This is a genomic window from Acidithiobacillus sp. 'AMD consortium', from assembly GCF_008926505.1.
GTDB lineage: Bacteria > Pseudomonadota > Gammaproteobacteria > Acidithiobacillales > Acidithiobacillaceae > Acidithiobacillus > Acidithiobacillus ferridurans.
Genome location: NZ_CP044411.1, coordinates 2,222,526 through 2,245,022 on the forward strand (window position 1 = coordinate 2,222,526; position 22,497 = coordinate 2,245,022).

The window sequence follows — 22,497 nt, forward strand, 5'->3', positions numbered from 1 at the left end:
GGCGATGGCTTTGCCCGTTTAAACAGGAGGATGACAGTGGACCCGAAGGCCCTCAATGCCCGTTGTGTAGAACTTTTTCAGAGCCCGGATGTGCGCCTGCGGATGTGGAATGCGCGGATGTTCTGGCAGGTTGGCGATCAGATGAATGTCGCGCCGACCGCACTCACCGATCCCAAGGTGGATACCTGCGAACTGGAAGTCATGCTCAGCGCCGCCGCACTGACCGATTCCCAGTGTGCCGCTGAACTGGACAAACGCGAGCCCGGCCGCGCCGCCTTCATTCAGCGCCAGGTCCGGGAAGGCATGCGACCGCTTCTGCGTCCTGCGCAATAGTCAAGGTCGCAGGCATTGCGTAGTAGTTGCAGGCCCCCGCAACATGGGTGGTCGCCAGCGTAGCGGCCCCCTGTGCGGCGACGTTGACCGGCAACGTACAGCCGGCAAAAAAATGTCTCGGACCGGACCGAGGGGCATGCCGCACCCAGCGCAAATCACCTCCCATTGTTATCCGCCCTTTGGCAAGGCTGGTACGAGGCGCTATTCTCGCGTCATCAATGCCGCCATTCGTCAGGGAACTGTTCCATGTCCAAAAAACCCACCACGCCTCTGCAAACCCCCGATGGCAGCAAACACATCCTGCTGCACTCCTGCTGCGCCCCCTGCGCCGGACCCATCATGGACGATATCCGCGCCGCCAGCATCGACTTCACCGTCCTGTTCTACAATCCCAACATCCACCCCACGGCGGAATACGAGCTGCGCAAGGAAGAGAATATCCGTTACGCGGAAAAGCTCGGCGTACCCTTCGTGGATCTGGACTACGACAAGGACCGCTGGTTTGAACGGGTCAAGGGCCTGGAATGGGAACCGGAACGGGGCGCGCGTTGCACCGCCTGTTTCGACATGCGTTTCGAGCACTCCGCCCTCTATGCCAGAGAACACGGCTTCACGGTCTTTACCAGCACCCTGGGCATCTCCCGCTGGAAGGACATGGTCCAGATCAACGCCTGCGGCGAACGGGCCGCTGCCCGCCATGGGGATCTGCAGTACTGGACCTACAACTGGCGCAAGGGTGGCGGCAGCCAGCGCATGATCGAGATTGCCAAGGAAGAAAGCTTCTACCAGCAGGAATATTGCGGCTGCGTCTATTCCCTGCGCGATTCCAACCGCCACCGCACCGCCCAGGGCCGCCCCAAGATCGTCCGCGGCGTCAAGTTTTACGGACGGGACGAAACGGCCGGCGCGGTACCCCCAGAGGCCGCCACCGGCATCAGCAAGCGGTAACGGTCCCTGGGGCCGATGATCTCCAGCAAGGGATAGTGCGCCGGCAGCCCCCGCGCCTTCAGCCACGCCTTGAGGGCGGAGTACGCCTTGAGGGAGGCCACCGCATGGTAGGCATTCACCTCGACACTCACCGCCATCTGCCGCGGCCAAACCCCTTGCTGCAAGCCCGCAGGCACCGGGCTGCCGGGGTTCACCAGCACCCCCACCCGCGCCGTCACGGCGGCGGATTGGCCCCCTTGCTCATGCTCGATGAGGGTCATGACCGAAACCGGCGTCAGCCCCGCTGACAGCAAGCGCTTTTTCAGCGCCTCCCGGGCCTTCACCATATCCGGATAACGGCCAGCAAATGGCTCATAAACATAGAGATAGGGGCCCATTGTCGCCCTATCCACCGTCGCCTGGCGGAAGACCCCCAGCCACAGCAGGGTAAACAGGAGCATGGCCAGGAAGGCCACGAAGGGCCATAACCAGCCCTTGCGCCAGTCGCGCCGGGGTACCTTTCGCGCTACCGGTTCATCGGTCATCCGCCCACTCCTCCCAAAGGGTTTTCCAGGAAAAACAAGGGCCCGGGTCCCATTTTCGCCCAGGGGCGATATCCGCGTGCCCCACCACACGCTCCCGCGACAGAGCCGGAAAGAGCGTTTGCAAATCCCGCCCCAAGTGCCCCAAGGTCCGGTATTGCTCCGCTGTAAAAGGCCGCGTCGCCGCCCCTTCCAATTCTACCCCGATACTATAATCATTGCAGGCCGGACGCCCCGCCCATTGGGATTGACCGGCGTGCCAGGCGCGCTGGAAAACGCCGACATGCTGCCATAATGCGCCGTCGCGGGGGATGAAAAAATGGGCCGAGACCCGCAGGTGGCGGATCCCGTCATAATAGGGGTGGCGGTCGAAATCCAGCTCGCCCAGGAAAAAGCGCTGCACGTCCCCGCTGCCGAAGGTGTCCGGCGGCAGGCTGATGGCATGAACGACCAGCAGATCCACGGCGGTGGGCGGGCGTTCGTCAAAAAACGGCGATGGCGCGCGCCGGGCCGCCCCATGCCAGCCCTGAGCGTCGAAAACGCTCACGGCTGCTCCTCACCGGGCAGATCTTTCACCGACTCCACCAAGCGATGCAGGGCCTGGGGCCGCGCCTCCACCTGCAAGGGCCGCAGATAGCGGCCATCCTTGAAAAGAAAGAGCGCCGGCAGGTGATAAACCTCGAACTCCTGGGTCAGCCCCATGTCGATACCGGCATCCACCTCCCAGACACGCAGATCCTCGCGGGTCATCTCATACTCCCGCAGCAAACCTCGCCAGATGCGGCAGGAATGGCAACCCGCCGAGCTAAAGAAGAGGATAATCAAGCCCCGCTCCGCCGCCATCCGCTGCCAGAAACCCAATTCGGATATTTTTTCCATTGCCGTCTCCCCTCCCTCGGCTCCCTCGTCCCATCACGCCAGATCATGGCCGATGATCGCCAAGGCCCATCGCCAATAGGTATGGCGCAAACGCCATGCCCTGAAGCGTTACCTACATCCAAGCATCTCGATCCGGTTTGGATGCGGTCTACTTCTTGCGTGCGTGAATATGCAGATCTCCCTCATCCTACCATAATGTCCTGGCGGAATTCGGATCTGCGCCAGCCTGGAGGGAAAGCTTGCCGCGCCGCCTGCGCCTACCGTCACGGCCTATCCATTGGCTCCGCCGCTGCGCGGGTTTTCCAGGTCCACCAGGCTGCAGCTTGTTTTCCTGCTGGCCAGACAGTCGGCGTCGCCCGGGACATAATCAAAAGAACAGGATTTCTTTTGCAGATCCAGCCAGTCCTCCCGAGGGTATTTCCCCTCCGGGAGATTCGGCGGGAAATATACGCACATGCCGCACAACATTTGTGCTTTGCTTGACTCGTCGCTCATGAAGGGTCGCTCCTCGCCGTATCGGGCAAAAAAATAGATTTCCATTGTTCCCATCGTTGCACCCGCCCGAAGCGGCATCATGCCGGTCAGCTCAGGCGCGGATCCGTTCCGGGCACCGGAATAGCGTCGGCATGGGGGGCGATGGGAAAGCGCACGCGCTTACGGATCAGGCAACTAAAAAGCAACTCCAGTTCCACGAGCAGCGGCGTGGGATGCACTGCCAAGGCGCGCTCCGCACCGGCTGTCAGCCGCACCTGAATGGGGTGGCGCCGGGCCCCGTGCCCTCCCCTGGACTGATTTGCCGCGCCTTTCACGTCCTCAAGGGCTGAGATCATGTTGTTTCCTCCGGGCGTTGGGAAGCTTTGGGAAAAGCATATAGATAGATACCATCCGATCTCAGGTATCCTGGAGAAGCCCTTCCGCCTTCAGGGCCGATTGCACCGCCGGCCGCATGGATACCCGCCCCTGATACGCCTGGAGCACCGGCCATTGCTCCAATTCAATGCCCACATGCCGGCCCCAGCCCAATACCGTAAAGAGATAGGCGTCGGCCACTGTGAATCCCTCGCCCAGCAACCAGTCCTTGCCCTCCAGTTGCCGGCTGACCGTGCCCAGGCGCCGCCCGAGTTGGGCAGCGGCCACCGCCTTCCATTCCTCGGGCGCCTGCGGATTGAATAAGGGAGAAAAACCCTTATGCAGTTCCGTGGAGATGAAATTGAGCCACTGCATGAGTCGGTAGCGCTCCAGTGTGCCTAGGGGCGGGGCGAGCTTCTTTTCGGGCACGCGATCGGCAAGGTACTGAATGATGGCCGGCCCCTCGGTGAGCACCTGCCCGTCGTCGAGCAGGAGGGCGGGCACGTAACCGTCGGGGTTGATGGCGGCATAGTCGGCACCGGTTTCCGTTTTTTTGCTGGCGAGGTCCACCCTTTCCTTGTCGAAGCGGAATCCGCCTTCGTTGAGGACGATATGGGGAGACAGGGAACACGCACCGGGGCTGTAATACAATTTCATGGCAATCTACCTCCTGACCGAGCGATTGACGGCAAAAGTGCCGGACTTGTTGTGCATGGCTTCAGACCAGCGCGGCTGGCCGTTCGATGAGATATTAGTACCCCATACAGCTGGTCTTGTGAAGTATGCACTTTCTTGTTATATACATTCATATATAATAGTAAGTATATTTTTAGTAAGTATGAATAAAAGGGGGGATTCCCAACCTTGCTCACGGAGGGAAGATAGATGGCAGAAGAGGAGCCCTGCGCGGTGGATGTCACCCTCCGCGTCATTGGTGGAAGATGGAAGGTACTGATTCTTCAGGATTTGTTCACGGGAACCCGGAGATTCTCAGAAATCCACAGAGCCGTTCACGGCATCACCCAGAAGATGCTCGCCCAGCAATTGCGGGAGATGGAGCGGCACGGCATCGTGAACCGGCTGGTATATGCCGAGGTACCACCCAAGGTCGAATATTCCCTTACCCCCCTGGGGAAGAGCCTTTGGCCCGTCCTCATGGCGATGCACAAGTGGGGGCTGGAGCAATTGGCGGCGACAGGCAACCCGGCGCCAAGCCCCCGGGAAAGCGGGCCGCAGGCGGCGGATCTTCCCGGGCATTGAGGAAGGCGGGAGCCCGCTTCCGCAAAAAGGGGATCCCCTGAAGGAAAACGCCCTCAAGGGATCGGTGACGAAGGGCATGACCTCCTAGATCTGCGGATGCCGCCGCCCTTGGGGCTGTTGCAGGCGGTTCAAGGCCGAGAGATAGGCCTTGGCGCTGGCGAGGACGATATCCGTATCCGCCCCCTGACCATTGACGATGCGGCCATCCTGCTGCAAGCGCACCGTGACCTCGCCTTGGGCGTCGGTGCCGGTCGTGATGGCATTGACCGAATACAGCAATAATTGCGCACCGCTTGCCACCACCGCTTCGATGGCCTTGAAGGCGGCATCCACCGGCCCTCCGCCCACGGCCGCGGCGGTCTTGGCCACGCCTTCCACCAGGACTTCCACCCGGGCTTCGGGATGGGTGCCCATCTCCGAGCAGACGCGCAGGTAACCCAGGCGATAGCGTTCCGCCTGCTCCTCCTGCAGATCCTCGTTGACGAGGGTCTGCAAGTCCTCATCGAAGATTTCCGCCTTGCGGTCGGCCAACTCCTTGAAGCGCGTGAAGACCATGTCGAGGGCATCCTTGTCCAGATGGATGCCCAAGGCCTCCAGGCGCGCCCGCACCGCCGCCCGGCCCGAGAGCTTGCCCAGGGTCATGCGGTTGGCCGCCCAGCCCACGTCCTCGGCGCGCATGATTTCGTAGGTCTCCCGGTGCTTGAGGACACCGTCCTGATGGATGCCCGACTCATGGGCAAAGGCGTTGGCCCCGACGATGGCCTTGTTGGGCTGGATCGGGAAACCGGTGATGGTGGACACCAGCTTGCTGGTGGGCACGATCTGGGTGGCGTCGATGCGGGTGTCGCAGGAGAAGACGTCGGCGCGGGTGCGCACCGCCATGACGATCTCCTCCAGGGCGGCATTGCCCGCCCGCTCGCCCAGACCGTTGATGGTGCATTCCACCTGGCGGGCGCCGTGGAGGACGGCCGACAAGGAGTTGGCCACGGCCAGGCCTAGGTCGTTATGACAATGCACCGAAAAGATCGCCCGGTCGGCATTGGGCACGCGCCCGCGCAAATTGCTGACGAGCTGCCCGAAGCGGTCCGGAAGGTTGTAACCCACCGTGTCCGGGATATTGATGGTGCGCGCCCCGGCGTCGATCACCGCCTCGATGACCCGGCAGAGGAAATCCTCCTCCGAGCGCCCGGCATCCTCCGGCGAAAACTCCACGTCGTCGCAATAGTGCCGCGCCAGACGCACCGCCGCCACCGCCCGCTCCAGGACCTCGTCGGGGGCCATGCGCAATTTGGCCTGCATGTGTACCGGGCTGGTGGCGATGAAGGTATGGATGCGCCCCGCCGCCGCCCGGGCGATGGCCTCCCCGGCGCGGCGGATGTCCTCGTCCCGGGCCCGTGCCAGGGCACAGATGCGGCTGTCCTTCACCGCTGCGGCGATGGCCTGCACGGCTGCGAAATCGCCGTTGCTGGCGGCGGGGAAGCCCGCCTCGATGACATCCACGCGCAAGCGCTCCAGGGCCTTGGCGATACGCAGTTTCTCCTCGCGCGTCATGGCCGCACCCGGCGACTGCTCGCCATCGCGCAAGGTGGTGTCGAAAATGATCAAGTGTTCTTTAGTTGGACGCATGAATCACCCTTTCCGGATTGTCGGATGGATTATACCGCGTCGGCGGGTTTTTCACGAAGGGTACGCCGGCGTCCCTTACCCCACAGTCTGGCGCTGTAACCAGCGGTACACCGTGCGCTCACAAACTCCCAGCACATCTGCCACTTGGCGTCTGTTACCATGATAAAGACGCAACAATTCGTCGAGGTTGTCAGGGTGCAGTCCAGTCTTCCCCGGCTCGGGGAGCGACGATCGCTTTGCTGTCGGCAGGGTTGCTTTGCGCGATACTGCCCAATCCAGATGCCGGGGCTGAATGATCGGACCATCCGCCAGCGCCGCCGCCTTTTGCAGAATGTTGCGCAACTCCCTCACGTTGCCCGGAAAATCGTAGGCACACAGACGAATCTCCGCCTCCTTGGACAAGCTCCAACCCCCGCCCCAGTTCCTGCCAATGCGATCCAGCAAAACTTTGGCGATACCCGCGATATCTTCGCGACGCTCACGCAACGGCGGCAAATCAATGGTAATGGCCGCCAAACGGTAATAGAGATCTTCACGAAAGGCCCGCTGCGTAGCCATCTCCAGCAGATTGCGATTGGTGGCGGCCACTATGCGCACGTCTGCATGCAGGGTTTCCGCTCCGCCCAGTCGCCGAAAGCTACCCGTTTCCAGTACCCGCAGCAGCTTGGCCTGCATAGCAAGCGGTAGTTCACCGACCTCGTCCAGAAACAGAGTGCCGCCATGGGCCATTTCATACAGCCCGCATTTGCGCCCGAGACAACCGGTGAAAGCACCCCGCTCGTGGCCCAGTATCTCGCTTTCAAAAAGGGTCTCCGGCAAGGAAGCGCAATCGACGGTGATGAAAGGACCACTCGCCCGCGCCGAGAACTGATGCAGAGCATTGGCAGCCAGCTCCTTGCCTACCCCGCTCTCACCGGACAGCAGGATGCTGGCATCCGTCCGCCCTGCCATTTCTAAATGATGCAGACAGCGCATAAAGGCGGGTGAGTGTCCTACCATATGCAACTCACCGCAGGTGATTTCCTCCACCTGACGCGGGAGACGGATGATTTCCTCCCCCAGATAAGCATTACCGTCCTGATCCTTGATGGCATGGCCGCGAATCCGCACATGCTCGGCATGATTCTGGTGGTCATAATGAATGTGACGCACCTCATGCGCTTCCCCGGTATTGAACACCGCCTGGTGAGGACAATCTTCTCCACACATGTGACAAGGTACTGGGGAGTGATGGGAGATTTCATGGCAACACTTCCCGATCACCTCATCCGCACGCACGCCATAGGCATTCTGATAGGCGCGGTTGGCGGCTATAATCCGATAGTCCCGATTGATCAGCACCATGGGATTCTGCTGAATATTGAGCACACTGCCGACATCCAGCCCAATGGACAAGTCATTCCGCCTGGCCGTGCCCTCCGATTTTCCAGATCGGGTTCTTTTCCTGTGGTTTATCATATCCAAACCCTTCGATATTTCAGCTACGACCATTCTATAGTACGTATTCTCCAGGCCACCGGATGCAAGAATATTCTTATCACCTCCGAATAATTACTTTTGTTGATAAATTATAATGTTATGTTTGGCTTATGTGTCATGACCGGCTGGTCATGACCTGCCATGACACATCATGGCATAGCAGCCGTCAAAACCGCGCAAAACTGCAGTACCATAATATTCAAGAAGCATTATTTACCAGAAATAACAGTGTGGTTAAATAACTTACCATACAATATCCTGATCTGGCATGCATTCTGCTTACTGAGATTATCCAGTCACAGAGCGAGGTTTTCATGTCGGGATTATATATCATCTGTTTAAGTGGGGTGAGAGAGCGGTTGCAGTTTGCGGCGATGGCGGCGTCGGTTGCGGCGGTTTCGGGGTCGGAGGTGCATGTTTTTCTGTCCATGAATGCCTTTCCCTATTTTGTGAAAGGACACGGCAAGGAGGCCCCGGCGGAAGGCGAGATGGGGCATTCGATGGCCGGGCGCAATGTGCCGCCGTTCTACCAGATTTTTGAGCAGGCCGTGGAATTGGGCGATGCCAAAATCTGGGCCTGCTCCATGGCCATGGACGTGATGGGGATCCAGGCGGAGGCGATGGAAGACATCGTCGCCGGGCCTTTGGGTCTGACCAAGTTCCTCAGCGACGCCGAAGGCGCGCAGATCCTGACCTTTTAAAAAGGAGTGGTAGATGAGTGAAAGAGTCGTAGATGCCCGCGGCAGTTTTTGCCCCGGGCCGCTGATGGAGCTGATTTCCAGCATGAAGATGATGAGTGTCGGCGATACCCTGGAATTGTTGTCCACCGATGCCGGTTCCGCTGCGGATGTACCGGAGTGGATCCAAAAGGTCGGTCACGAAATGCTCGATACCCGACAGGATGATGCGGGTACCTGGCATATCCGGGTGCGCAAGGCCAAGTAGCACGACGTCCAACCAGTACACAGACCTACAAGGAGTGACATCATGAGAATTCTCGTCGTCGGTGGGGGTATGGGGGGCACCATTTTCGCCAATCATCTGGCCCGCCGTATCCACCATGAAATGAAAACCGGCAAGGCCCGCATTACCATGCTCTCGGCCAGCCACGAACACGTCTATCAGCCCGGTTGGCTTTATGTGGCCATGGGTCGGACGACCCCGGATGAACTGGTCCGCGAACAGCAGAGCCTGCTGGAACCCGGTATCGAGTTTCATGTCGATCCCGTGGAGGAGTTTCATCTCGCCGACAATCACGTCCAATGCAAGAGCGGCAAGATTCATGAGTATGATGTTATGGTCATTTCCACCGGCTCCCGTCCCATGCCAGAAAACATCCCCGGCCTCCAGGAGAACTCCATCAACTGTTACACCGCGGAGAATGCGGTGGAGTTCTTCCGGCAACTCTCGGACTTCAAGGGGGGGCGCATCGTCGTCACCGTCGGTCTGCCGCACAAGTGTCCGATGATTCCGCTGGAAATCACCTTCGCCATGCACGATTTCATTCAGGATCGTGGCCTGCGGGACAAGACCGAGTTCTACTACACGTATCCCATCGGTCGGGTGCATAGCCTGGAGAATGTGGCGAAGTGGGCGGCACCGGAATTCGACCGGATGGGCATCCAGTACGAGACGCTGTTCAATATGAAGGAAGTCGATGGCAAAAATGCCCAGGTCCTCAGTGAGGAGGGGGGTGCCGTCAAGTATGACCTGCTGGTGGCGGTGCCGCCGCACAAGGGTCAGGAAGTCATTGAGCAGAATGGCCTCGGGCAGAATGGCTGGATTCCTACCAACCGCACGTCTTTGCACATGGAGGGGGAATACGGCAAGAATGTCATCGTCCTGGGGGACACCACCAACCTGCCGATCAGCAAGGCCGGCTCCACCACGCATTTCGAGGCTGAGGTCGCCGCCGAGAATGTCGCGGCGGTGATCAAGATCGGGCGATCGGTGCGCAGTTACGATGGCAAGGTCTTCTGCTTCATAGAGGCGGGCAAGGATCGCGCCACGTATGCCATGTTTGATTACCAGCATCCTCCGCAGCCCAAGGCCCCGACCGGTGCGGTCCATGCCTTCAAGATGGCCTACAACCAGCTCTATTGGGCCAGTGCCCGCGGCTTACTCTAAGGGAGGTGATCTATGACGGCTGTTATGGCGGAAACCTCCCACGAGGAGGAGTTGGCCGAGGCCCGGGAAGCCCTGGCGCATCTGGTGGAGAATGGGGATCTGGAGCGTATCGTGCATCTGGCGCGGCTGGCCGGTGCCGCGCAGGATTCCATGAGCGATGAATTGGTCGGGCGGATGGCGGGTCTGGCCAGCGATGGTCTCGACTTGCTGGACCGGGTCCATCGCAGTCAGGTCGTCCATGCCCTGCCCGCCATCTCCGCGCTGGTGGAGAATGGGGATCTGGAGCGTATCGTGCATCTGGCGCGGCTGGTCGGTGCCGCGCAGGATTCCATGAGCGATGAAATCGTGACGCGGTTGGCGGGCATGGCCAGCAATGCCATGTGCCTGCTCGACCGGGCTACCCGCACCGGCGTCATGGAGCGGATGGTGACGGTGGCGGAAAAGATGGATCAGGAGCATATCCTGACCGATTTCCTCCGCTGTCTGGCCGGGGCTACGGAAGAAGCGGCCCATGCCCCTCTTCCCAAAGGCGGCCTCACCGGACTCTGGGAACTGATAAAACAACCGGAAACCCAGCAAACCATCCAGTTCCTCATGCTCCTCGGTAAACACTTCCGATCCTGCCGACTCAAACACTGAGGCCCCACCTCAACCATTCCTTTTTAAAAGCGTTCTACTCGCCCCGCTTGTAGCTCCCTGATCTTCCGGGGGCTTTTTTTGTAGCTCCGCATGTCGGATGGCTGTAAACTAGGCTCACCGTGCCAGAAATATCATTGAGTGCGCGTTGCTGTTCAGATTGGGGCAGATCGGCCCCACGGCCGGGTCGATCTTCCGGAAGAAGTCGAAAGCTGGAGTATCCGCCAATAATGAATAATATACATTGGGATAAGATTTACACCGAGAAAGCATCGACCACGGTGAGTTGGTACTGTGACCATGATGAGACATCGTTACGACTGCTGGATGAGATGGATTTGAAACCACAAGACGCGATTATCGATGTCGGTGGTGGCGCTTCCACATGGGTCGATGACTTGATTGGGCGCGGATTTTCCAGAATCTCCATACTTGATCTCTCCGCTGCCGCACTGGCCGTGACCCAACAACGTCTTGGGAAGTATCCGGGCACCGTGAAGTGGATCGCCGGGGATGTGCTGGAAACGCCCCTGCCGCAAGCAAACTTCTCTTTATGGCATGACCGCGCAGTTTTTCATTTCCTGACGGACAAAAAACAGCGCCAACGCTACGTTCAGGTATTGAGCGACGCCTTAAAGCCAGGCGGCCATGTCATCATAGCCACCTTCGCAGAAGACGGGCCTACCCAATGCAGCGAACTTCCAGTGTGCCGTTATAGCCCTGAACAATTGCATTCTGAGTTTGGAACATTATTTACGCTTATTTCCCATGATCACGTGATACACCGCACCCCGGCAGGGAAAACCCAAGCTTTTACGTATTGCCATTTTCAGATCATTTGAAGCACCTGACCATGCCCTGATCTTTGCAAGGCAGGCCATACCTTTTGGATGCCAATTGTCATATATATGACATGCCACGTTCATCGTACTGTCACATTTCGTCTGTATGCTTAGGTGTTACATCCTACACGGATTGTTGTTTCTTTTTTTATACCGTTGCCGGTCAGCGGATCACTCTACTGGGATATTGGCACCTTACCGCTGCTCTGGGCGTTACCCATAGCGGTGATTCTTTGGTCGTCGGTCATGGCCACCCTGTTCTTCCGGCCCGAGCGGTTACGCTCCCTGGTTGAAACGCAGGAGACACGACTCGATGCGCAAACGCACGATCAACCTGCCAAAACGCGCTGGTCTGTCTCCCGGAATTGGCGGGCGTTGGCCCGATGGACACCACAGACGTGGAGAAACCCGCTTGTTTTGTACCCCATGGGGGTTCCCAGCGTCCTTCTGATAGGGACGGCGGGGGTGCTGCTGACGTTACTCACTTCGGTGATCGGCAGACAAATGACGCATCCCGAACTCTCTGCCGTTTTTATGCATCATGCCGTTATTCTGAGTGTGAGTATGGGCAGGACATTAACCGTTTTGCTCGTCAGTGCGGCGAACAGTCATTGGATTCAGCAGGACGCAGACTGGCGAACGGTTTTCCTGACCGGGCTATGGGGAAGCAAAACGCGATTCTGCCAGCAAGCCATGCGCCATCATGCACGTCAGAGCACCTTATTGGCCGGAGTGCTTGCGCTAACGATACTCGCCCTATCGACTTCGCTTCTGTCGTTACAGATTTTACAGGGCATAGCGCTCATGGCATTTCTATTTACGACGACACTCTGGTTGAGCTACGCCTTTTTCTTCGCCTATATGTTTGGCTTGCGCATTGCCGCTCGAAAAAAGATCATCCAATCGCTGGCGTTCGGATTATCCTACCTTCCGGTAAACCTCGGCCTGCTAGCGCTGCTGCAGTCATCAACCGGTTTCATGCTTTGGTTCCTGGGACTTTGCATGCCCTTGTTACTGCTTATCTGGGTGTTTTCCACCCATCGGCAGGCAGTATGCAAAATGGGGCGGGAAGACTGGATGCTTAATGCCACCGCTTAAGGGCATTTGCATTTTTCATTGGCTTGGCGACTGCCGGTCCAATTTTAAAGACGGCCGCGACACCGGACTCACCTCCTACCCAAAGGCGCTGCCTCACAGTATCAAGTGACAATACATGGCGCCGGTGGTTGGCAAAGCCGGAGGTGGATGACTGCCATTTCCTGACATAGGCGCGGGCCCTGGCCGGCCACGCCCTCGGCTGATATCACCGAGGCACATATCAGCGTCAGAAAAGCGGAGAGGGTCCCCACTGAGCAGAATGGTAGAAAACGGCATGGATTGTAGAAAAAGAAGGCAGGGAAAAATGTCCTAATCCTTTTGATTTATTGGTCGGGGCGAGAGGATTTGAACCTCCGACCACCTGAACCCCATTCGGTTACTCAAAATCCTATACAATAATAATTTCATTACGCATTCTCACAATTTGCTTGCTAATACCGTCTTTTGGAGAAGATTTGTAACATGTTGTTATTATTTGTGTTTATAGACATCGGTTAGCCGCATATTAGATGCCCTATAGTGGGTGAACGGTGAATCTACCTGTTTCGTATGATTCCCACAATGCCCGCTATAACCCCGACATGATACGCAAACCGATGAGGCTTTCCGTGAAAAACTACCTTGGATATCGTTTTTTCCCTTGGATCATGCCACCTCTGGTAATATCTGCCCTACTCCTCACCGGCTGCGCCCGCATGCATCCCGCAGAAACGGTTACCATGGCTGCATCTCCCATCAATCCGCCCCTAAATCGTGCCGCTGACAAGGTGGCGGATGCCTGGCACGTGTTGGCCGTAGAGAACGCCGCCGTGCATCCCCCGCTGGGCGGCTCGCCAGCATTGCCTCCCGCCTTGTCCCGCACCGTGCCCATCGCCTGGACCGGGCCGATCGCCCCACTGGTTCACAAGCTCTCCGCCTTCGCCGGTTATCATCTGCATATACAGGGAAGGACGCCACCGGCGGATATCATCGTCCATCTCTCGGGATCCCATACCCTGTTCGATGATTTCCGGGAAGCCGCCGTACAGGCCGGGAGCCGCGCGGATCTCACCGTCAACGCTACCACGCGAACCGTGGTGCTGCGCTACCTGGGGAGTTGAGCCATGTGGACCTTGCCGCAATTGGAACACCTGCGTCCGACCACCGCGCTGGCCGCGCACGCAGCCTCCCCCTTGCATTTGGAGCGCAAGGCGCTGGCACAGGAAGCGGAAACCTTTGGTGCGCAGGGCGGGCTCGCTGCGGAAACGCATATCATCAACCAGGTGCTGAACACCCAAAGCAAACGCCTCGATCAGGTCTTCAATTTCGCGCCACTGGTGGAAAAAGGCGGCATCCTGCCGCCCGTCATCATCCAGGGCAGCCGGCAGGCGCACTATGCGCCCAACGTGATCCGCATCGCCGATGCCGTCTACCTGATCGTCCGGCCTGCCTCCTTTCATTCCGTGACCCCTACCTGGCGATCCTCTCTCCTGCGCCATTTTCGGCAACCCTCCCTGCAGGACATTCCACCGGCCTTGTTGCCCCACACTACGGCACAGCGGGTGATCTGGACGCGAGCCGCCGCCCGGGGATGGGCCGCGGGACTGCAGGAAGCGCATATCCTGTACCGGGAGGACCTGGCCCGGCTGACCATGGACCTGACTGGCATGATCCGCTATCAGCGGCTGCTCCTGGAGGGCAAAGTCGCTCAACCGGTGGTCGCCGTCGCCCACCTCGGCGTGGAACGCGGTCAACGCCTGGATGGCGTACCGCAACGGATGGCCGTGGGGGTTGCCGAGCACCGCATTACCCGCCCCGCCGGTTTCCAGACGCCCCGCCACTGGCGAGTCTTGCCGAGATGAGCATTGCCCTGGCGGAGGAAACCTTTCCAGGTGTGCGCATGGCGCCGCCGGAAGTGCGCTTTCCCATCATCCGCAAAGAGGAACACATCCTCCAGTTCCTGGTCGGGCTGACCAGGGGGTCCCTAGCGGGCTTCTCGGATGTCGACTTCCTCACCGGCATGCCGCCCATGGTCATGCAGCATGGCCGACGCTACCTGCTGGATCGCGAGGTGGACGCCCGCGATACCGAAGTGCTGGTGGAAGCCTTTTACACCAATGGCTGGGGAACGCTACAAAAAACCCGGCGGGGTATCCGAACCCTCTTTACGGTCCCTGCCCAGGATGCGGAGGGCAATGCCGTCTTCCTCCGCTTCCGGGTCAGCGTGGTCCTGGTGCGCGTCCCGCGCTCCCCCAACAATACCTCCATGGGCGTGCAAATCTCGCTGCGCGCCATCGCGGACAAGCCACCGGCCTGGCAGGAACTGGATCTGCCGGAGGTGCTGATCCGCAACTGCTTCTTCCGGGATGGCATCGTGCTGGTCACCGGTCCGACGGGCAGCGGCAAGAGTTCCACCCTAGCCGCCATGATCCGCTTTGCCCTGGAAGAAGCACCAGAATTGATCGATCACAAGTTCGTCACCCTGGAGGCCCCGATCGAGTTCGTGTATGACCATCCGCGCGTCAGCCAGTCCCAGGTGCCGGAGCACATCGAGAGTTTTGCCCAGGGGGTGGTCGAGGCCATGGTGCGGCGGCCCAACGTCATTCTGGTCGGCGAAGCCAAGGATCAGGAAACGATCCGCGCCGCCAGCGAGGCCGCCATGACGGGGCACCAGGTATTCACGACCGTCCACACCACGGGTGTGGCCAATGCCGTGGGCCGCATGATCCAGCGTTTTGATGGCGCCGAAGCGCGGAGCATGGCCGCCGATCTGCTGGAGTCCCTGCGCCTGGTGCTCTCGCAACGGCTGGTGAGCACCCCCAACGGACACCTGCAGGCAGTGCGCGAATGGCTGTTCCTGGATAGCGCCATGCGTATCCGGCTGCTCCGCACCCCGTTGGAACAGTTGACCGCCGCGATCACCGACGAATTGCAGGCCCATGGCCACAGCTTCGCGCAGGATGCCGATGCATTGCTGGCGGGGCAACGAATCACCCCGGAGGCCCATGCCTGGGTCATGAGTGGCTATGCTTGATGCACCCATTTTCGATTCACCATAGTCGTGTCCCATCGAGATATCGTAACGAGGAGATCGCCATGAACGAGAAAGCACCAGAACAGACCCAGGAGAACCAAGAAACCACGGTCGAGTTGACGCCGGAGCAACAGGGATGGCAGGAGATCAGTGCGCAAGAGATCGATGAGACAGGCATCGACCCCTGGCACCCTGGCATGGGAGAGGATGACCTCACCGCAGTAGACCAGGACGGCCACCCCATCCGCGCGCAGTAATGGAGGCATGCATGTACGGGAAACACCTGGTCCTCGCCGCCGGCATTGCGGCCCTCGCCGGGTGTGCCGCTCATCATCATCTGGGTCCCTACGGCGGCCATAGCACAAGCTGGTATGCCCATCATGTCCATCGCGCGGAACTCGAGAACAAATGGTGCGACGACATCACCGCAACGCGCCAGGAGATCGGCTACGTCAAGAACAACTGCACGCGCTCCTATCTGGGATGGGGGGATTACATGCACCAGCACCATCTGCAGATTTACAACGACACCATGGGGTAAACTCTGCCAATCAACAAGCCCTTGGGACAGGAGGTTTTCATGAAAATGCGTCCATTCGCATGGATCGCCATCGTTGCGCTCCCCTTGGGGGGCTGCGCCAACAACCCCTATGCCAGCAACGCCACTACCGCGGACACGGGCGGCGGCGCCCTCCTGGGCGCGTTGACCGGGGCGGTGATCGGTAATCAGACGGGCGCGCCCCTGGCGGGTGCCGCCATTGGCGCCGGCGTGGGCGGTCTGGCCGGGTATGCCGTGGGGCATAGCGGAAGCCAGCAGCGGCAATACCAACAGCCGCAGCCAGGATATTACGCACCGCCGGCGAATACGCCTTGCCCGCCGGGCTATACCTGTGTCCCCACGGCCCCGCAATACCAGCAGCCCTGCCCGCCCTGGTATAACTGCATACCGAGCAACTAAAGGATCTATCGCATGAAAGATTTTGAAACCGAGCGATGTCCCGATCCGGTAGACGCGGCATCCAATAACGAGATGGAAGCCGTCGCCACCGCGCTCAGGAATCGCACGATCGAAGCCCAGCAATCGCGGGAAGCTCCGGATGAGGACGAGCAGGGCAATCGCTATTGCCTGGATTGCGGAGAGACCATTCCGCCGGCGCGCGTGGAGGCAATCGCAGCGGTACGCTGCGTGCATTGCGCCTCCCTGCGCGAAAGGCAAGGCCGGGTCGGGCGGCAAAAAGGCGGCGCGGGGCGATCTTTTGGCGAGGAGATGTAGTGCTCTTCATCGAAGCCCCACACCGACTCCGATCATTCAGGTCATCGAGGATCCCCGCCACATGATCGTGTCTGCCGCCGCGGCGGGCGGCCACCCTTTATCAATGCGCCATCAGGCTAAAACCCCCCTTTTCAAGGGGGGGATAAAGCGGCGCTTGGCTTTTGAGCCCTCAATGGGCGATAAAGCCAATGCTTTGCGGTGTGGAAGCCCCGTCCTTCCCGCTCTCAAGAGCGGCAGCCGCAGGCTGAGGGCGGGGAGGACGTCCACCCTGTCCCTACCCAAAAGCCGCTGTCACGGCGGCAACCCAACCACCCAAGCATTCATAAGGAGCATCTTTCTCGCCATGTTACCCGTTTGCGGTAAAAACGTTCTCGCCTTCATCGCTTTTTCGTTCGCTGTTACCGCCAGCTCGATGACCAATGCGAACGCCGGGCTGTTCGGCCACATCATCGAACATGCCGCTGCCTATGCGGCCGGCGGGGTGGCCGCGCACGAAGTGGAAAGGCATCTGGATCAGCGCAACCAGGGTGATCGGACCAATGCCGGCGGGGTCGCAGCGGAAGGCCGCTATGCCGTGGTGTTCCCCTTATCAGAGGCGGAGCCCAATCCCAGACTGACCCCGGGTGCCCTCAACCCGGCGGTGACTCAGGCGAATATCCGCGAAACCATTTGCCGGCGCGGCGGCTATACCAAATCCATTCGCCCTCCCGAGGATTACACGGAAAAACTGAAGCGCGAGGGCATCAGGCAATACGGCTATACCGATCACCGGTTGCGGGACTATGAGGAGGATCATCTCATCAGTCTGGAAATCGGCGGCTCTCCGGATTCCCCCCGGAACCTCTGGCCGGAACCGCATCATGTCATCGGCGGCTGGGGAAGCTACACCAAGGACAAGCTGGAAAACCGCCTGCATGCGCTGGTCTGTCATGGCCAAATCAGCCTGGCCACCGCCCAGCGTGACATCGCCACCCACTGGATTGCCGCCTACAAACAATATGTGGGCCCCCAACCGGACCAGACGCGCAGCCATCATGGTGGATACCAGTAACGCAATGTGCGCCCTATCCGCCGTTTTCCCCGGAGGCTACCTTCCCATTGCGTCGGACCTGCCGTCAGACGGGACGTCCGACTAGACCCCATTCCGTAAGACCGTCCGACAACCCCCTATAACCCTGCTGACCATCTGATGCAGGGAGTATGACAATGCTGGATGAAGACAGCGACGAGATAGCCAATTTCTGGCGCTTCGCCTCACAGGATCCCAAGCTCTGGCAGCTCGACGGCAACGGCTTCTGGCCGATCCTGCTAATGCTCTTTCCCCCGCACGCAATCACCTTCTGGATCGGCTTGATCACCATCGCGGCCTTGTTCGTCCTGCGCCACTTCGGCTACGGCGCCCAGGCCGCGGGGCGGCGGATCGTCCGCTTCATCGTTGGGAATCTGCGTCCCAGGGGCAACGGATGAGCCTGGATAATCGCCTGACGCTGCGCATCACGGACACCCACCTGAAACGGGCCATCCGGGAACTGGAGTGCAGCGGCAAGGAGCGATCCCAACCCACCCAGCAATTCATGAAAACCGGACTGCTCGACCTGCTGCTCCGGCAACCGTTCCTGCTGGCCATCCAGGAAAGTGACCAGGAAGTCCGCGCCATCCTCACCCGCGTCCTCTGCGATAGCCGTTGCCTGGAAGTCCCGCTGCTTCCGGCCCCGGCGGACAGGCCGCAACCGGTTCTCCGGCCATTGGCCGGATCCATCATCGGCGGGCCGGCATCGAAGGGCTTGGTTGAAAAACCGTTCCTGGCGTCCCCCGCCATCCAGCCGGCACCGCCACCTCCGGAACGGAATAGGCTGGCATCCGCCCCTGACGAAGCTACGGGGAATCCAGCGGCCAGGAATTCGGATTCCGCGTCATTATCACAGCAAGCACCGTCGGCAACCTCCAGCAGGGCCCAGCAAAAAAAGACCTCGGAGTCATCCGAAAGCCTCAGAAGTAAAATTGACAAGGCTCGTGAACTACAGCGTTTGCTCGGGTCCGGCCTCCAGAATCAGACCCCATCCAACCAAGAGGATTAACCCATGAGCATAACCTTGTTTTCCTGTGATGACGGCTTTGGCGACATCAAAATTTTGCATGGAGATCCCGGCCACCGGTTCCGCCACACCCTGCCCTCCCGGGCACAATCCGGAGACTGGTATCAAGCGGGATTGGGCACCACGGCGGAAGAAAGCGCCGTTTATGAGACGGAGGGCGGCACCTTCACGGTGGGCGAGTCGCTCCAGGCGGAAGACACCCGCTTTTCGGATTATGCGGTGTCTCCCCTGAATCGGGTGCTGGTCGCCCACGCCTTGCACCACGCCGGGGCACGGGCACCTTTCGCCCTGGCCGTAGGGCTTCCTCTGAGAGACTACTTTCGCGCCAATGGCACACCCAACGAAGGACGCATTATCGCCAAGCGGCAGAATCACCTGACCCCGGTGCGCCTGCGCACCATCGACGGTCCCGTGGATCTGCCCGTACCCCAGATAGTGCATATCCTGCCCCAATCCCTGGTCGTCGCCATGAGCGCCGACATCGGGGACGAGGAGGACGCGCCGGTGGCGGTCGTGGATATCGGCTCGCGGACCACGGACATCACGGTGATGCAGCAAGGACGCGTGGATTTCACACGCTGCGGCACCTTGCCGGATCTCGGGGTGGCGGCCGCGATCGACCGGTTCCAGGGAGCCGTCGAGGATGCCACCGGCCAGCGGCTGACCCGCAACGTGGCCCAGAATGCCCTCATCCACCGCAAGCCCATCAAGCTCTATGGCCAGGCGGTCGCGGTGGATATCGTGAACCAGGCGCGGGCCAAGGCCATCCAGGCCATTGCCGCCAGCATGACCCATGGCGTCGAACAGCAGGCCCGCACCTTGGCGGATTGCGCGGCGGTGATCCTGATCGGTGGCGGGGCGTATCTGTTTGCAGACGCCTTCCCCTGGCCCCATGCCCGGGCGCATGTCGATCCGGTCTTTGCCAATGCCGACGCCTGGCATGTGCTGCTGGAGGCGCAGAACCCATGAGCGATCTCGGCCCTCAGGAGTCCGCCACCCTGCCCGGCCTGGCGGATGAGTTGCAGCAGCATGTTCGCGGCCTCTTCGAGATCGATCGGGAAGAGCGGCTCCTGCACCACCGGCTCCTGAAGGAGGATTTCGTTCGGCGATTGCAAGAGGCCGCGCACGCCGTGGAAAAGGTACTCCAGCAACTGGGCGATACCGACGCCGACCCGCTCAAAACGCTCCTGGAGTCTCTGGGGAAAGCCGTCGCCCACGCCAACGCGCTGGACACCAAACTGAACCAGCTCAAAGAGGAGATAGACCACCTCCAGCGGGATCTCCCCGAGGCGGCCAAATCCGTGCGTCAGTTTCAGGTGCTGGCGGAAGAAATCAAGGTGCGCCTGGAGCATCTCACCCAGGCGCAGAACCAGCACACCCAGGCCACCCAGGGGGTGACCGGCAGGGTGTTCCTGGGCGCGCTCCTGGGCAGCGGCATTGCCGCTTTGGGAGGGGTTTTTCTGATGTATTACCTTCAGGTCCATGGCCATTGACGGAGGATTCCATGAGTGACCCATCCGCAGCATTACATCGGACCGCCGCGGCACCCGATCAGCAAGCCGCATCCGGCCTGACGGCCACCATGCGCCGCCTGCAGGAGATCGAGAAGAAAACCGAGATCCAGACAGCGGTATTGGCCACGCTGGATGACCGCTTGCGCGGCGTACTGACGATTACCAGCGAAATCAGCCAGGCCATCATCGGAATCCTGGAGAAACTCCACGAAAAGGGCGTGCGGCAATATCAAGCGGCACTGGACCAGCTCCCGCAGAAAATACGGGAAGTCACCGGCAGCGATGCCCTCGATCGTCTGACCGACACTATCAAGGCCCTCGAGGCACCGGTTGAGGCGCTCCAGGCCGCAGCGGAGAGCCCGGAGTGGATGAAAAAAATCCAGTCGATGGCGGAACGCATGGGCCGATTGGAGACGATGGGAAACCGGCAATCTGCCGAACTCGCCGATATCAAAGTGAAGTTGCAAGGCAGTCAGAAAGCCATTGACGGGCTGTACAACGTTGTCATTGGTATCGCGGAAAAAATTGATCGGGGGCACGACCATCTCCCCGCATAGGAAATGGTCAACTGCGTGAGGAGGAACCCTATCATGCCGACACCCGCATGGATGACCGAAACCAAATGGGCCGTGAAAGACCGCTGGCTCGATGTCCTGCCCCGCCTGGGGATCGACTCCAAATGTCTGTGTAATCGCCATGGCCCCTGCCCGGGTTGCGGAGGCACGGATCGCTTTCGCTTCGACCCCAAGGAAAAGGGCGGCACTTTCTATTGCTCCCAGGGCGGGAGCGAGCTACTGAAGGGAGACGGCTTCTCTCTCCTGGAACACGTCCATGGCTGGAACTTCAAGCACGCCATGGAAGAAGTGGCCCGCGTGCTTGGCACCCTGCCAGTGGATTACGATCTCGCTCCGGCGCAGCGCGCAGCACCTGCCCAATCTGCCAAAACTTCGGCAAAGTCTTCCTGGAGTGAGAAGGACCAAAAGGAAGCCACGGAACGCGCGCGCAAGACGGTCGCCAATCTCTGGCGGCAAACCTTGCCTTTGCGCGAATGTCCGCAGGCCATGGCCTATTTCGAGAATCGGCACATCCCCTTTGGACTCATAGCCGACGCTCAGGACCTCCGCGCGATACCGGACCTGGGCTACTGGATCCAGGGGAAGGACGGCAAACCCCGGCAGATCGGTTCGTTCCCCGCCCTGATCGCCGTATGCCGAGGCCCCAACCACCAGGTCCTGGCCCTGCATCGGACCTGGATGCAGCCGGATGGCAGCGGCAAGCTCATTCTGCCGGACCCGGAGCGGCCCAATGTCTTGCTGGACCCACGCAAACTCACCACCCCCATCGTCCGCAAGGTTCCCTTGCACATCGTACTGCGACCAATGACGACCGATGGCGTGCTGGGGGTCGGCGAGGGCATCGAGACCGCGCTTGCCGCGTCCTTCCTGCACAATGGCGTAGCCGTCCATGCCACGGTCAACAGCGGCAATATGGGCGGGAGAACGATCGACGATCGCCCGGACCGCATTCTGGGTGGTTATACGCCGCCGCAGAGCTGCAGCAGGCTGATGGTTTTCGCAGATCCGGACTCCGCCGGCCTGGAGGCTGCAGGGCGGCTGCAACGCCGCATGCAACTCACGCGCAAGGAAATGGCCGTGGAGATCCGCACGCCCCGCATCGATGGCGACTGGAACGACGTCCTGGATCTCGCCGCGCAGCAATTTCCGCAACGCATCGATGACCGGCGCCGGGGCATGGGCCTGGAACCCGGCCCGAGCCTGCCCGTCATCGTGCCGGAGATTCTGCGACCCGCCCACCCCCGGGAATCTATTCACCAAGCATCCCCGGCCACGCACACCCCTGGCAGAAGACGGTGATGGAAGGAGTGGCGATGAAGCTGCGAGCCAAACAGACTTAACTCATGTGCCATGTCTGGGTCAACATTTACCTCTTGCTTGTCAACCCAATTCACAGATGTCCCCTTTTGAGCAAAGCAGAAATGTCCC

General features: G+C 60.1%; 31 protein-coding genes. 23 read left to right on the forward strand and 8 right to left on the reverse strand.

From position 1 onward, the window contains the following. The first annotated feature begins 30 nt into the window (after nt 1-30). Nucleotides 31-333, forward strand: coding sequence for a hypothetical protein (locus tag F6A13_RS11535; protein WP_225981813.1), 303 nt, complete (start codon nt 31-33; stop codon nt 331-333). A gap of 246 nt (nt 334-579) precedes the next feature. Then, nucleotides 580-1,281, forward strand: a complete 702-nt coding sequence (locus F6A13_RS11540) for an epoxyqueuosine reductase QueH (RefSeq protein ID WP_126604322.1) — start codon at nt 580-582, stop codon at nt 1,279-1,281. Here F6A13_RS11540 and F6A13_RS11545 read toward each other — a convergent pair. The 6 genes from F6A13_RS11545 to gstA all read right to left on the reverse strand — a co-directional run bounded on the left by F6A13_RS11545 (nt 1,215) and on the right by gstA (nt 4,187). Beyond that, nucleotides 1,215-1,805: a hypothetical protein gene (locus F6A13_RS11545; RefSeq protein ID WP_113526450.1), complete on the reverse strand. Its 591-nt coding sequence runs from the start codon at nt 1,803-1,805 to the stop codon at nt 1,215-1,217. The two genes, F6A13_RS11540 and F6A13_RS11545, sit on opposite strands and share 67 nt — an antisense overlap. Continuing rightward, entirely contained in the window at nt 1,795-2,349 is a 555-nt protein-coding gene (ampD, locus tag F6A13_RS11550; RefSeq protein WP_126604323.1) for a 1,6-anhydro-N-acetylmuramyl-L-alanine amidase AmpD, read from the reverse strand. Before ampD ends, F6A13_RS11545 begins: the two co-directional genes overlap by 11 nt. Beyond that, nucleotides 2,346-2,681, reverse strand: coding sequence for a thioredoxin domain-containing protein (locus F6A13_RS11555; RefSeq protein WP_012537279.1), 336 nt, complete (start codon nt 2,679-2,681; stop codon nt 2,346-2,348). The genes ampD and F6A13_RS11555 overlap by 4 nt, the downstream gene beginning before the upstream one ends. Before the next feature lie 270 nt (nt 2,682-2,951). Further along, nucleotides 2,952-3,176, reverse strand: a complete 225-nt coding sequence (locus tag F6A13_RS11560) for a hypothetical protein (protein ID WP_113526610.1) — start codon at nt 3,174-3,176, stop codon at nt 2,952-2,954. An 86-nt stretch (nt 3,177-3,262) separates the two neighbouring features. Further along, a complete protein-coding gene (locus F6A13_RS11565) occupies nt 3,263-3,511 on the reverse strand; it encodes a hypothetical protein (protein WP_225981814.1) in 249 nt (82 codons plus the stop codon). A 61-nt stretch (nt 3,512-3,572) separates the two neighbouring features. Further along, nucleotides 3,573-4,187 (reverse strand): glutathione transferase GstA, encoded by a 615-nt coding sequence (gene gstA, locus F6A13_RS11570; protein ID WP_126604324.1) that lies wholly within the window; start codon nt 4,185-4,187, stop codon nt 3,573-3,575. 228 nt (nt 4,188-4,415) lie between these two features. Between gstA and F6A13_RS11575 the strand changes: the two genes are divergently transcribed. Beyond that, complete coding sequence (locus tag F6A13_RS11575; RefSeq protein ID WP_126604325.1) at nt 4,416-4,790, forward strand: winged helix-turn-helix transcriptional regulator; 375 nt, start codon at nt 4,416-4,418, stop codon at nt 4,788-4,790. A gap of 84 nt (nt 4,791-4,874) precedes the next feature. Here F6A13_RS11575 and F6A13_RS11580 read toward each other — a convergent pair whose 3' ends face one another. Together F6A13_RS11580 and F6A13_RS11585 are read right to left on the reverse strand one after the other, a co-directional pair. Then, nucleotides 4,875-6,416, reverse strand: coding sequence for a 2-isopropylmalate synthase (locus F6A13_RS11580; protein WP_126604326.1), 1,542 nt, complete (start codon nt 6,414-6,416; stop codon nt 4,875-4,877). A 75-nt stretch (nt 6,417-6,491) separates the two neighbouring features. Next, entirely contained in the window at nt 6,492-7,811 is a 1,320-nt protein-coding gene (locus F6A13_RS11585; protein WP_126604327.1) for a sigma-54 interaction domain-containing protein, read from the reverse strand. Between the two features lie 398 nt (nt 7,812-8,209). Here F6A13_RS11585 and F6A13_RS11590 point away from each other — a divergent pair, with 398 nt between their 5' ends. From F6A13_RS11590 to F6A13_RS11685, 20 genes are all read left to right on the forward strand, one after another. Then, nucleotides 8,210-8,596 (forward strand): DsrE/DsrF/DrsH-like family protein, encoded by a 387-nt coding sequence (locus F6A13_RS11590; RefSeq protein ID WP_126604328.1) that lies wholly within the window; start codon nt 8,210-8,212, stop codon nt 8,594-8,596. A gap of 13 nt (nt 8,597-8,609) precedes the next feature. Beyond that, a complete protein-coding gene (locus F6A13_RS11595; protein WP_113526101.1) occupies nt 8,610-8,840 on the forward strand; it encodes a sulfurtransferase TusA family protein in 231 nt (76 codons plus the stop codon). Between the two features lie 42 nt (nt 8,841-8,882). Next, on the forward strand, nt 8,883-10,022 hold the full coding sequence (locus F6A13_RS11600; RefSeq protein ID WP_126604329.1) for an NAD(P)/FAD-dependent oxidoreductase: 1,140 nt from the start codon (nt 8,883-8,885) through the stop codon (nt 10,020-10,022). Between the two features lie 12 nt (nt 10,023-10,034). Then, nucleotides 10,035-10,661 (forward strand): hypothetical protein, encoded by a 627-nt coding sequence (locus tag F6A13_RS11605; protein WP_126604330.1) that lies wholly within the window; start codon nt 10,035-10,037, stop codon nt 10,659-10,661. A 227-nt stretch (nt 10,662-10,888) separates the two neighbouring features. Beyond that, complete coding sequence (locus tag F6A13_RS11610; RefSeq protein ID WP_126604331.1) at nt 10,889-11,500, forward strand: class I SAM-dependent methyltransferase; 612 nt, start codon at nt 10,889-10,891, stop codon at nt 11,498-11,500. Between the two features lie 114 nt (nt 11,501-11,614). Next, a complete protein-coding gene (locus tag F6A13_RS11615; RefSeq protein ID WP_225981815.1) occupies nt 11,615-12,598 on the forward strand; it encodes a hypothetical protein in 984 nt (327 codons plus the stop codon). Nucleotides 12,599-13,317: 719 nt separating this feature from the next. Continuing rightward, on the forward strand, nt 13,318-13,698 hold the full coding sequence (locus F6A13_RS11620; RefSeq protein WP_192796461.1) for a DotD/TraH family lipoprotein: 381 nt from the start codon (nt 13,318-13,320) through the stop codon (nt 13,696-13,698). A 3-nt stretch (nt 13,699-13,701) separates the two neighbouring features. Then, on the forward strand, nt 13,702-14,439 hold the full coding sequence (locus F6A13_RS11625; protein WP_151528250.1) for a type IV secretory system conjugative DNA transfer family protein: 738 nt from the start codon (nt 13,702-13,704) through the stop codon (nt 14,437-14,439). Next, nucleotides 14,436-15,611 (forward strand): type IV pilus twitching motility protein PilT, encoded by a 1,176-nt coding sequence (locus tag F6A13_RS11630; protein ID WP_151528251.1) that lies wholly within the window; start codon nt 14,436-14,438, stop codon nt 15,609-15,611. Before F6A13_RS11625 ends, F6A13_RS11630 begins: the two co-directional genes overlap by 4 nt. A 62-nt stretch (nt 15,612-15,673) precedes the next feature. Beyond that, a complete protein-coding gene (locus F6A13_RS11635; RefSeq protein WP_151528252.1) occupies nt 15,674-15,868 on the forward strand; it encodes a hypothetical protein in 195 nt (64 codons plus the stop codon). Between the two features lie 11 nt (nt 15,869-15,879). Continuing rightward, a complete protein-coding gene (locus F6A13_RS11640) occupies nt 15,880-16,152 on the forward strand; it encodes a hypothetical protein (RefSeq protein ID WP_151528253.1) in 273 nt (90 codons plus the stop codon). Nucleotides 16,153-16,191: 39 nt separating this feature from the next. Then, nucleotides 16,192-16,569: a glycine zipper domain-containing protein gene (locus tag F6A13_RS11645; RefSeq protein WP_225981816.1), complete on the forward strand. Its 378-nt coding sequence runs from the start codon at nt 16,192-16,194 to the stop codon at nt 16,567-16,569. A gap of 12 nt (nt 16,570-16,581) precedes the next feature. Next, nucleotides 16,582-16,884: a TraR/DksA C4-type zinc finger protein gene (locus tag F6A13_RS11650; protein WP_225981817.1), complete on the forward strand. Its 303-nt coding sequence runs from the start codon at nt 16,582-16,584 to the stop codon at nt 16,882-16,884. Nucleotides 16,885-17,227: 343 nt separating this feature from the next. Continuing rightward, nucleotides 17,228-17,935: a hypothetical protein gene (locus tag F6A13_RS11655; protein ID WP_151528254.1), complete on the forward strand. Its 708-nt coding sequence runs from the start codon at nt 17,228-17,230 to the stop codon at nt 17,933-17,935. A 155-nt stretch (nt 17,936-18,090) separates the two neighbouring features. Next, on the forward strand, nt 18,091-18,351 hold the full coding sequence (icmT, locus tag F6A13_RS11660; RefSeq protein WP_151528255.1) for an IcmT/TraK family protein: 261 nt from the start codon (nt 18,091-18,093) through the stop codon (nt 18,349-18,351). After that, a complete protein-coding gene (locus F6A13_RS11665) occupies nt 18,348-18,962 on the forward strand; it encodes a hypothetical protein (RefSeq protein WP_151528256.1) in 615 nt (204 codons plus the stop codon). The genes icmT and F6A13_RS11665 overlap by 4 nt, the downstream gene beginning before the upstream one ends. Nucleotides 18,963-18,965: 3 nt before the next feature. After that, nucleotides 18,966-19,949, forward strand: coding sequence for a ParM/StbA family protein (gene parM / locus F6A13_RS11670; RefSeq protein ID WP_151528257.1), 984 nt, complete (start codon nt 18,966-18,968; stop codon nt 19,947-19,949). Next, nucleotides 19,946-20,473 (forward strand): hypothetical protein, encoded by a 528-nt coding sequence (locus F6A13_RS11675; protein ID WP_151528258.1) that lies wholly within the window; start codon nt 19,946-19,948, stop codon nt 20,471-20,473. The genes parM and F6A13_RS11675 overlap by 4 nt, the downstream gene beginning before the upstream one ends. Before the next feature lie 11 nt (nt 20,474-20,484). Beyond that, nucleotides 20,485-21,051 carry a hypothetical protein gene (locus tag F6A13_RS11680; RefSeq protein WP_151528259.1) on the forward strand — a complete coding sequence of 189 codons (567 nt, stop codon included), beginning with the start codon at nt 20,485-20,487 and terminating at the stop codon, nt 21,049-21,051. Between the two features lie 33 nt (nt 21,052-21,084). Continuing rightward, nucleotides 21,085-22,368, forward strand: coding sequence for a primase-helicase zinc-binding domain-containing protein (locus tag F6A13_RS11685; protein WP_192796462.1), 1,284 nt, complete (start codon nt 21,085-21,087; stop codon nt 22,366-22,368). Nucleotides 22,369-22,497 lie beyond the last annotated feature (129 nt).

Excerpts from the sequence above, each read along its gene's own strand:
- F6A13_RS11535 (WP_225981813.1), top strand. The coding sequence starts at position 31 with ATGACAGTGGACCCGAAGGCCCTCAATGCCCGTTGTGTAGAACTTTTT.
- F6A13_RS11540 (WP_126604322.1), top strand. The coding sequence starts at position 580 with ATGTCCAAAAAACCCACCACGCCTCTGCAAACCCCCGATGGCAGCAAA.
- F6A13_RS11545 (WP_113526450.1), bottom strand. The coding sequence starts at position 1,805 with ATGACCGATGAACCGGTAGCGCGAAAGGTACCCCGGCGCGACTGGCGC.
- F6A13_RS11555 (WP_012537279.1), bottom strand. The coding sequence starts at position 2,681 with ATGGAAAAAATATCCGAATTGGGTTTCTGGCAGCGGATGGCGGCGGAG.
- F6A13_RS11560 (WP_113526610.1), bottom strand. The coding sequence starts at position 3,176 with ATGAGCGACGAGTCAAGCAAAGCACAAATGTTGTGCGGCATGTGCGTA.
- F6A13_RS11565 (WP_225981814.1), bottom strand. The coding sequence starts at position 3,511 with ATGATCTCAGCCCTTGAGGACGTGAAAGGCGCGGCAAATCAGTCCAGG.
- gstA (WP_126604324.1), bottom strand. The coding sequence starts at position 4,187 with ATGAAATTGTATTACAGCCCCGGTGCGTGTTCCCTGTCTCCCCATATC.
- F6A13_RS11575 (WP_126604325.1), top strand. The coding sequence starts at position 4,416 with ATGGCAGAAGAGGAGCCCTGCGCGGTGGATGTCACCCTCCGCGTCATT.
- F6A13_RS11580 (WP_126604326.1), bottom strand. The coding sequence starts at position 6,416 with ATGCGTCCAACTAAAGAACACTTGATCATTTTCGACACCACCTTGCGC.
- F6A13_RS11590 (WP_126604328.1), top strand. The coding sequence starts at position 8,210 with ATGTCGGGATTATATATCATCTGTTTAAGTGGGGTGAGAGAGCGGTTG.
- F6A13_RS11595 (WP_113526101.1), top strand. The coding sequence starts at position 8,610 with ATGAGTGAAAGAGTCGTAGATGCCCGCGGCAGTTTTTGCCCCGGGCCG.
- F6A13_RS11600 (WP_126604329.1), top strand. The coding sequence starts at position 8,883 with ATGAGAATTCTCGTCGTCGGTGGGGGTATGGGGGGCACCATTTTCGCC.
- F6A13_RS11605 (WP_126604330.1), top strand. The coding sequence starts at position 10,035 with ATGACGGCTGTTATGGCGGAAACCTCCCACGAGGAGGAGTTGGCCGAG.
- F6A13_RS11610 (WP_126604331.1), top strand. The coding sequence starts at position 10,889 with ATGAATAATATACATTGGGATAAGATTTACACCGAGAAAGCATCGACC.
- F6A13_RS11620 (WP_192796461.1), top strand. The coding sequence starts at position 13,318 with ATGGCTGCATCTCCCATCAATCCGCCCCTAAATCGTGCCGCTGACAAG.
- F6A13_RS11625 (WP_151528250.1), top strand. The coding sequence starts at position 13,702 with ATGTGGACCTTGCCGCAATTGGAACACCTGCGTCCGACCACCGCGCTG.
- F6A13_RS11630 (WP_151528251.1), top strand. The coding sequence starts at position 14,436 with ATGAGCATTGCCCTGGCGGAGGAAACCTTTCCAGGTGTGCGCATGGCG.
- F6A13_RS11635 (WP_151528252.1), top strand. The coding sequence starts at position 15,674 with ATGAACGAGAAAGCACCAGAACAGACCCAGGAGAACCAAGAAACCACG.
- F6A13_RS11640 (WP_151528253.1), top strand. The coding sequence starts at position 15,880 with ATGTACGGGAAACACCTGGTCCTCGCCGCCGGCATTGCGGCCCTCGCC.
- F6A13_RS11645 (WP_225981816.1), top strand. The coding sequence starts at position 16,192 with ATGAAAATGCGTCCATTCGCATGGATCGCCATCGTTGCGCTCCCCTTG.
- F6A13_RS11650 (WP_225981817.1), top strand. The coding sequence starts at position 16,582 with ATGAAAGATTTTGAAACCGAGCGATGTCCCGATCCGGTAGACGCGGCA.
- F6A13_RS11655 (WP_151528254.1), top strand. The coding sequence starts at position 17,228 with ATGTTACCCGTTTGCGGTAAAAACGTTCTCGCCTTCATCGCTTTTTCG.
- icmT (WP_151528255.1), top strand. The coding sequence starts at position 18,091 with ATGCTGGATGAAGACAGCGACGAGATAGCCAATTTCTGGCGCTTCGCC.
- F6A13_RS11665 (WP_151528256.1), top strand. The coding sequence starts at position 18,348 with ATGAGCCTGGATAATCGCCTGACGCTGCGCATCACGGACACCCACCTG.
- parM (WP_151528257.1), top strand. The coding sequence starts at position 18,966 with ATGAGCATAACCTTGTTTTCCTGTGATGACGGCTTTGGCGACATCAAA.
- F6A13_RS11675 (WP_151528258.1), top strand. The coding sequence starts at position 19,946 with ATGAGCGATCTCGGCCCTCAGGAGTCCGCCACCCTGCCCGGCCTGGCG.
- F6A13_RS11680 (WP_151528259.1), top strand. The coding sequence starts at position 20,485 with ATGAGTGACCCATCCGCAGCATTACATCGGACCGCCGCGGCACCCGAT.
- F6A13_RS11685 (WP_192796462.1), top strand. The coding sequence starts at position 21,085 with ATGCCGACACCCGCATGGATGACCGAAACCAAATGGGCCGTGAAAGAC.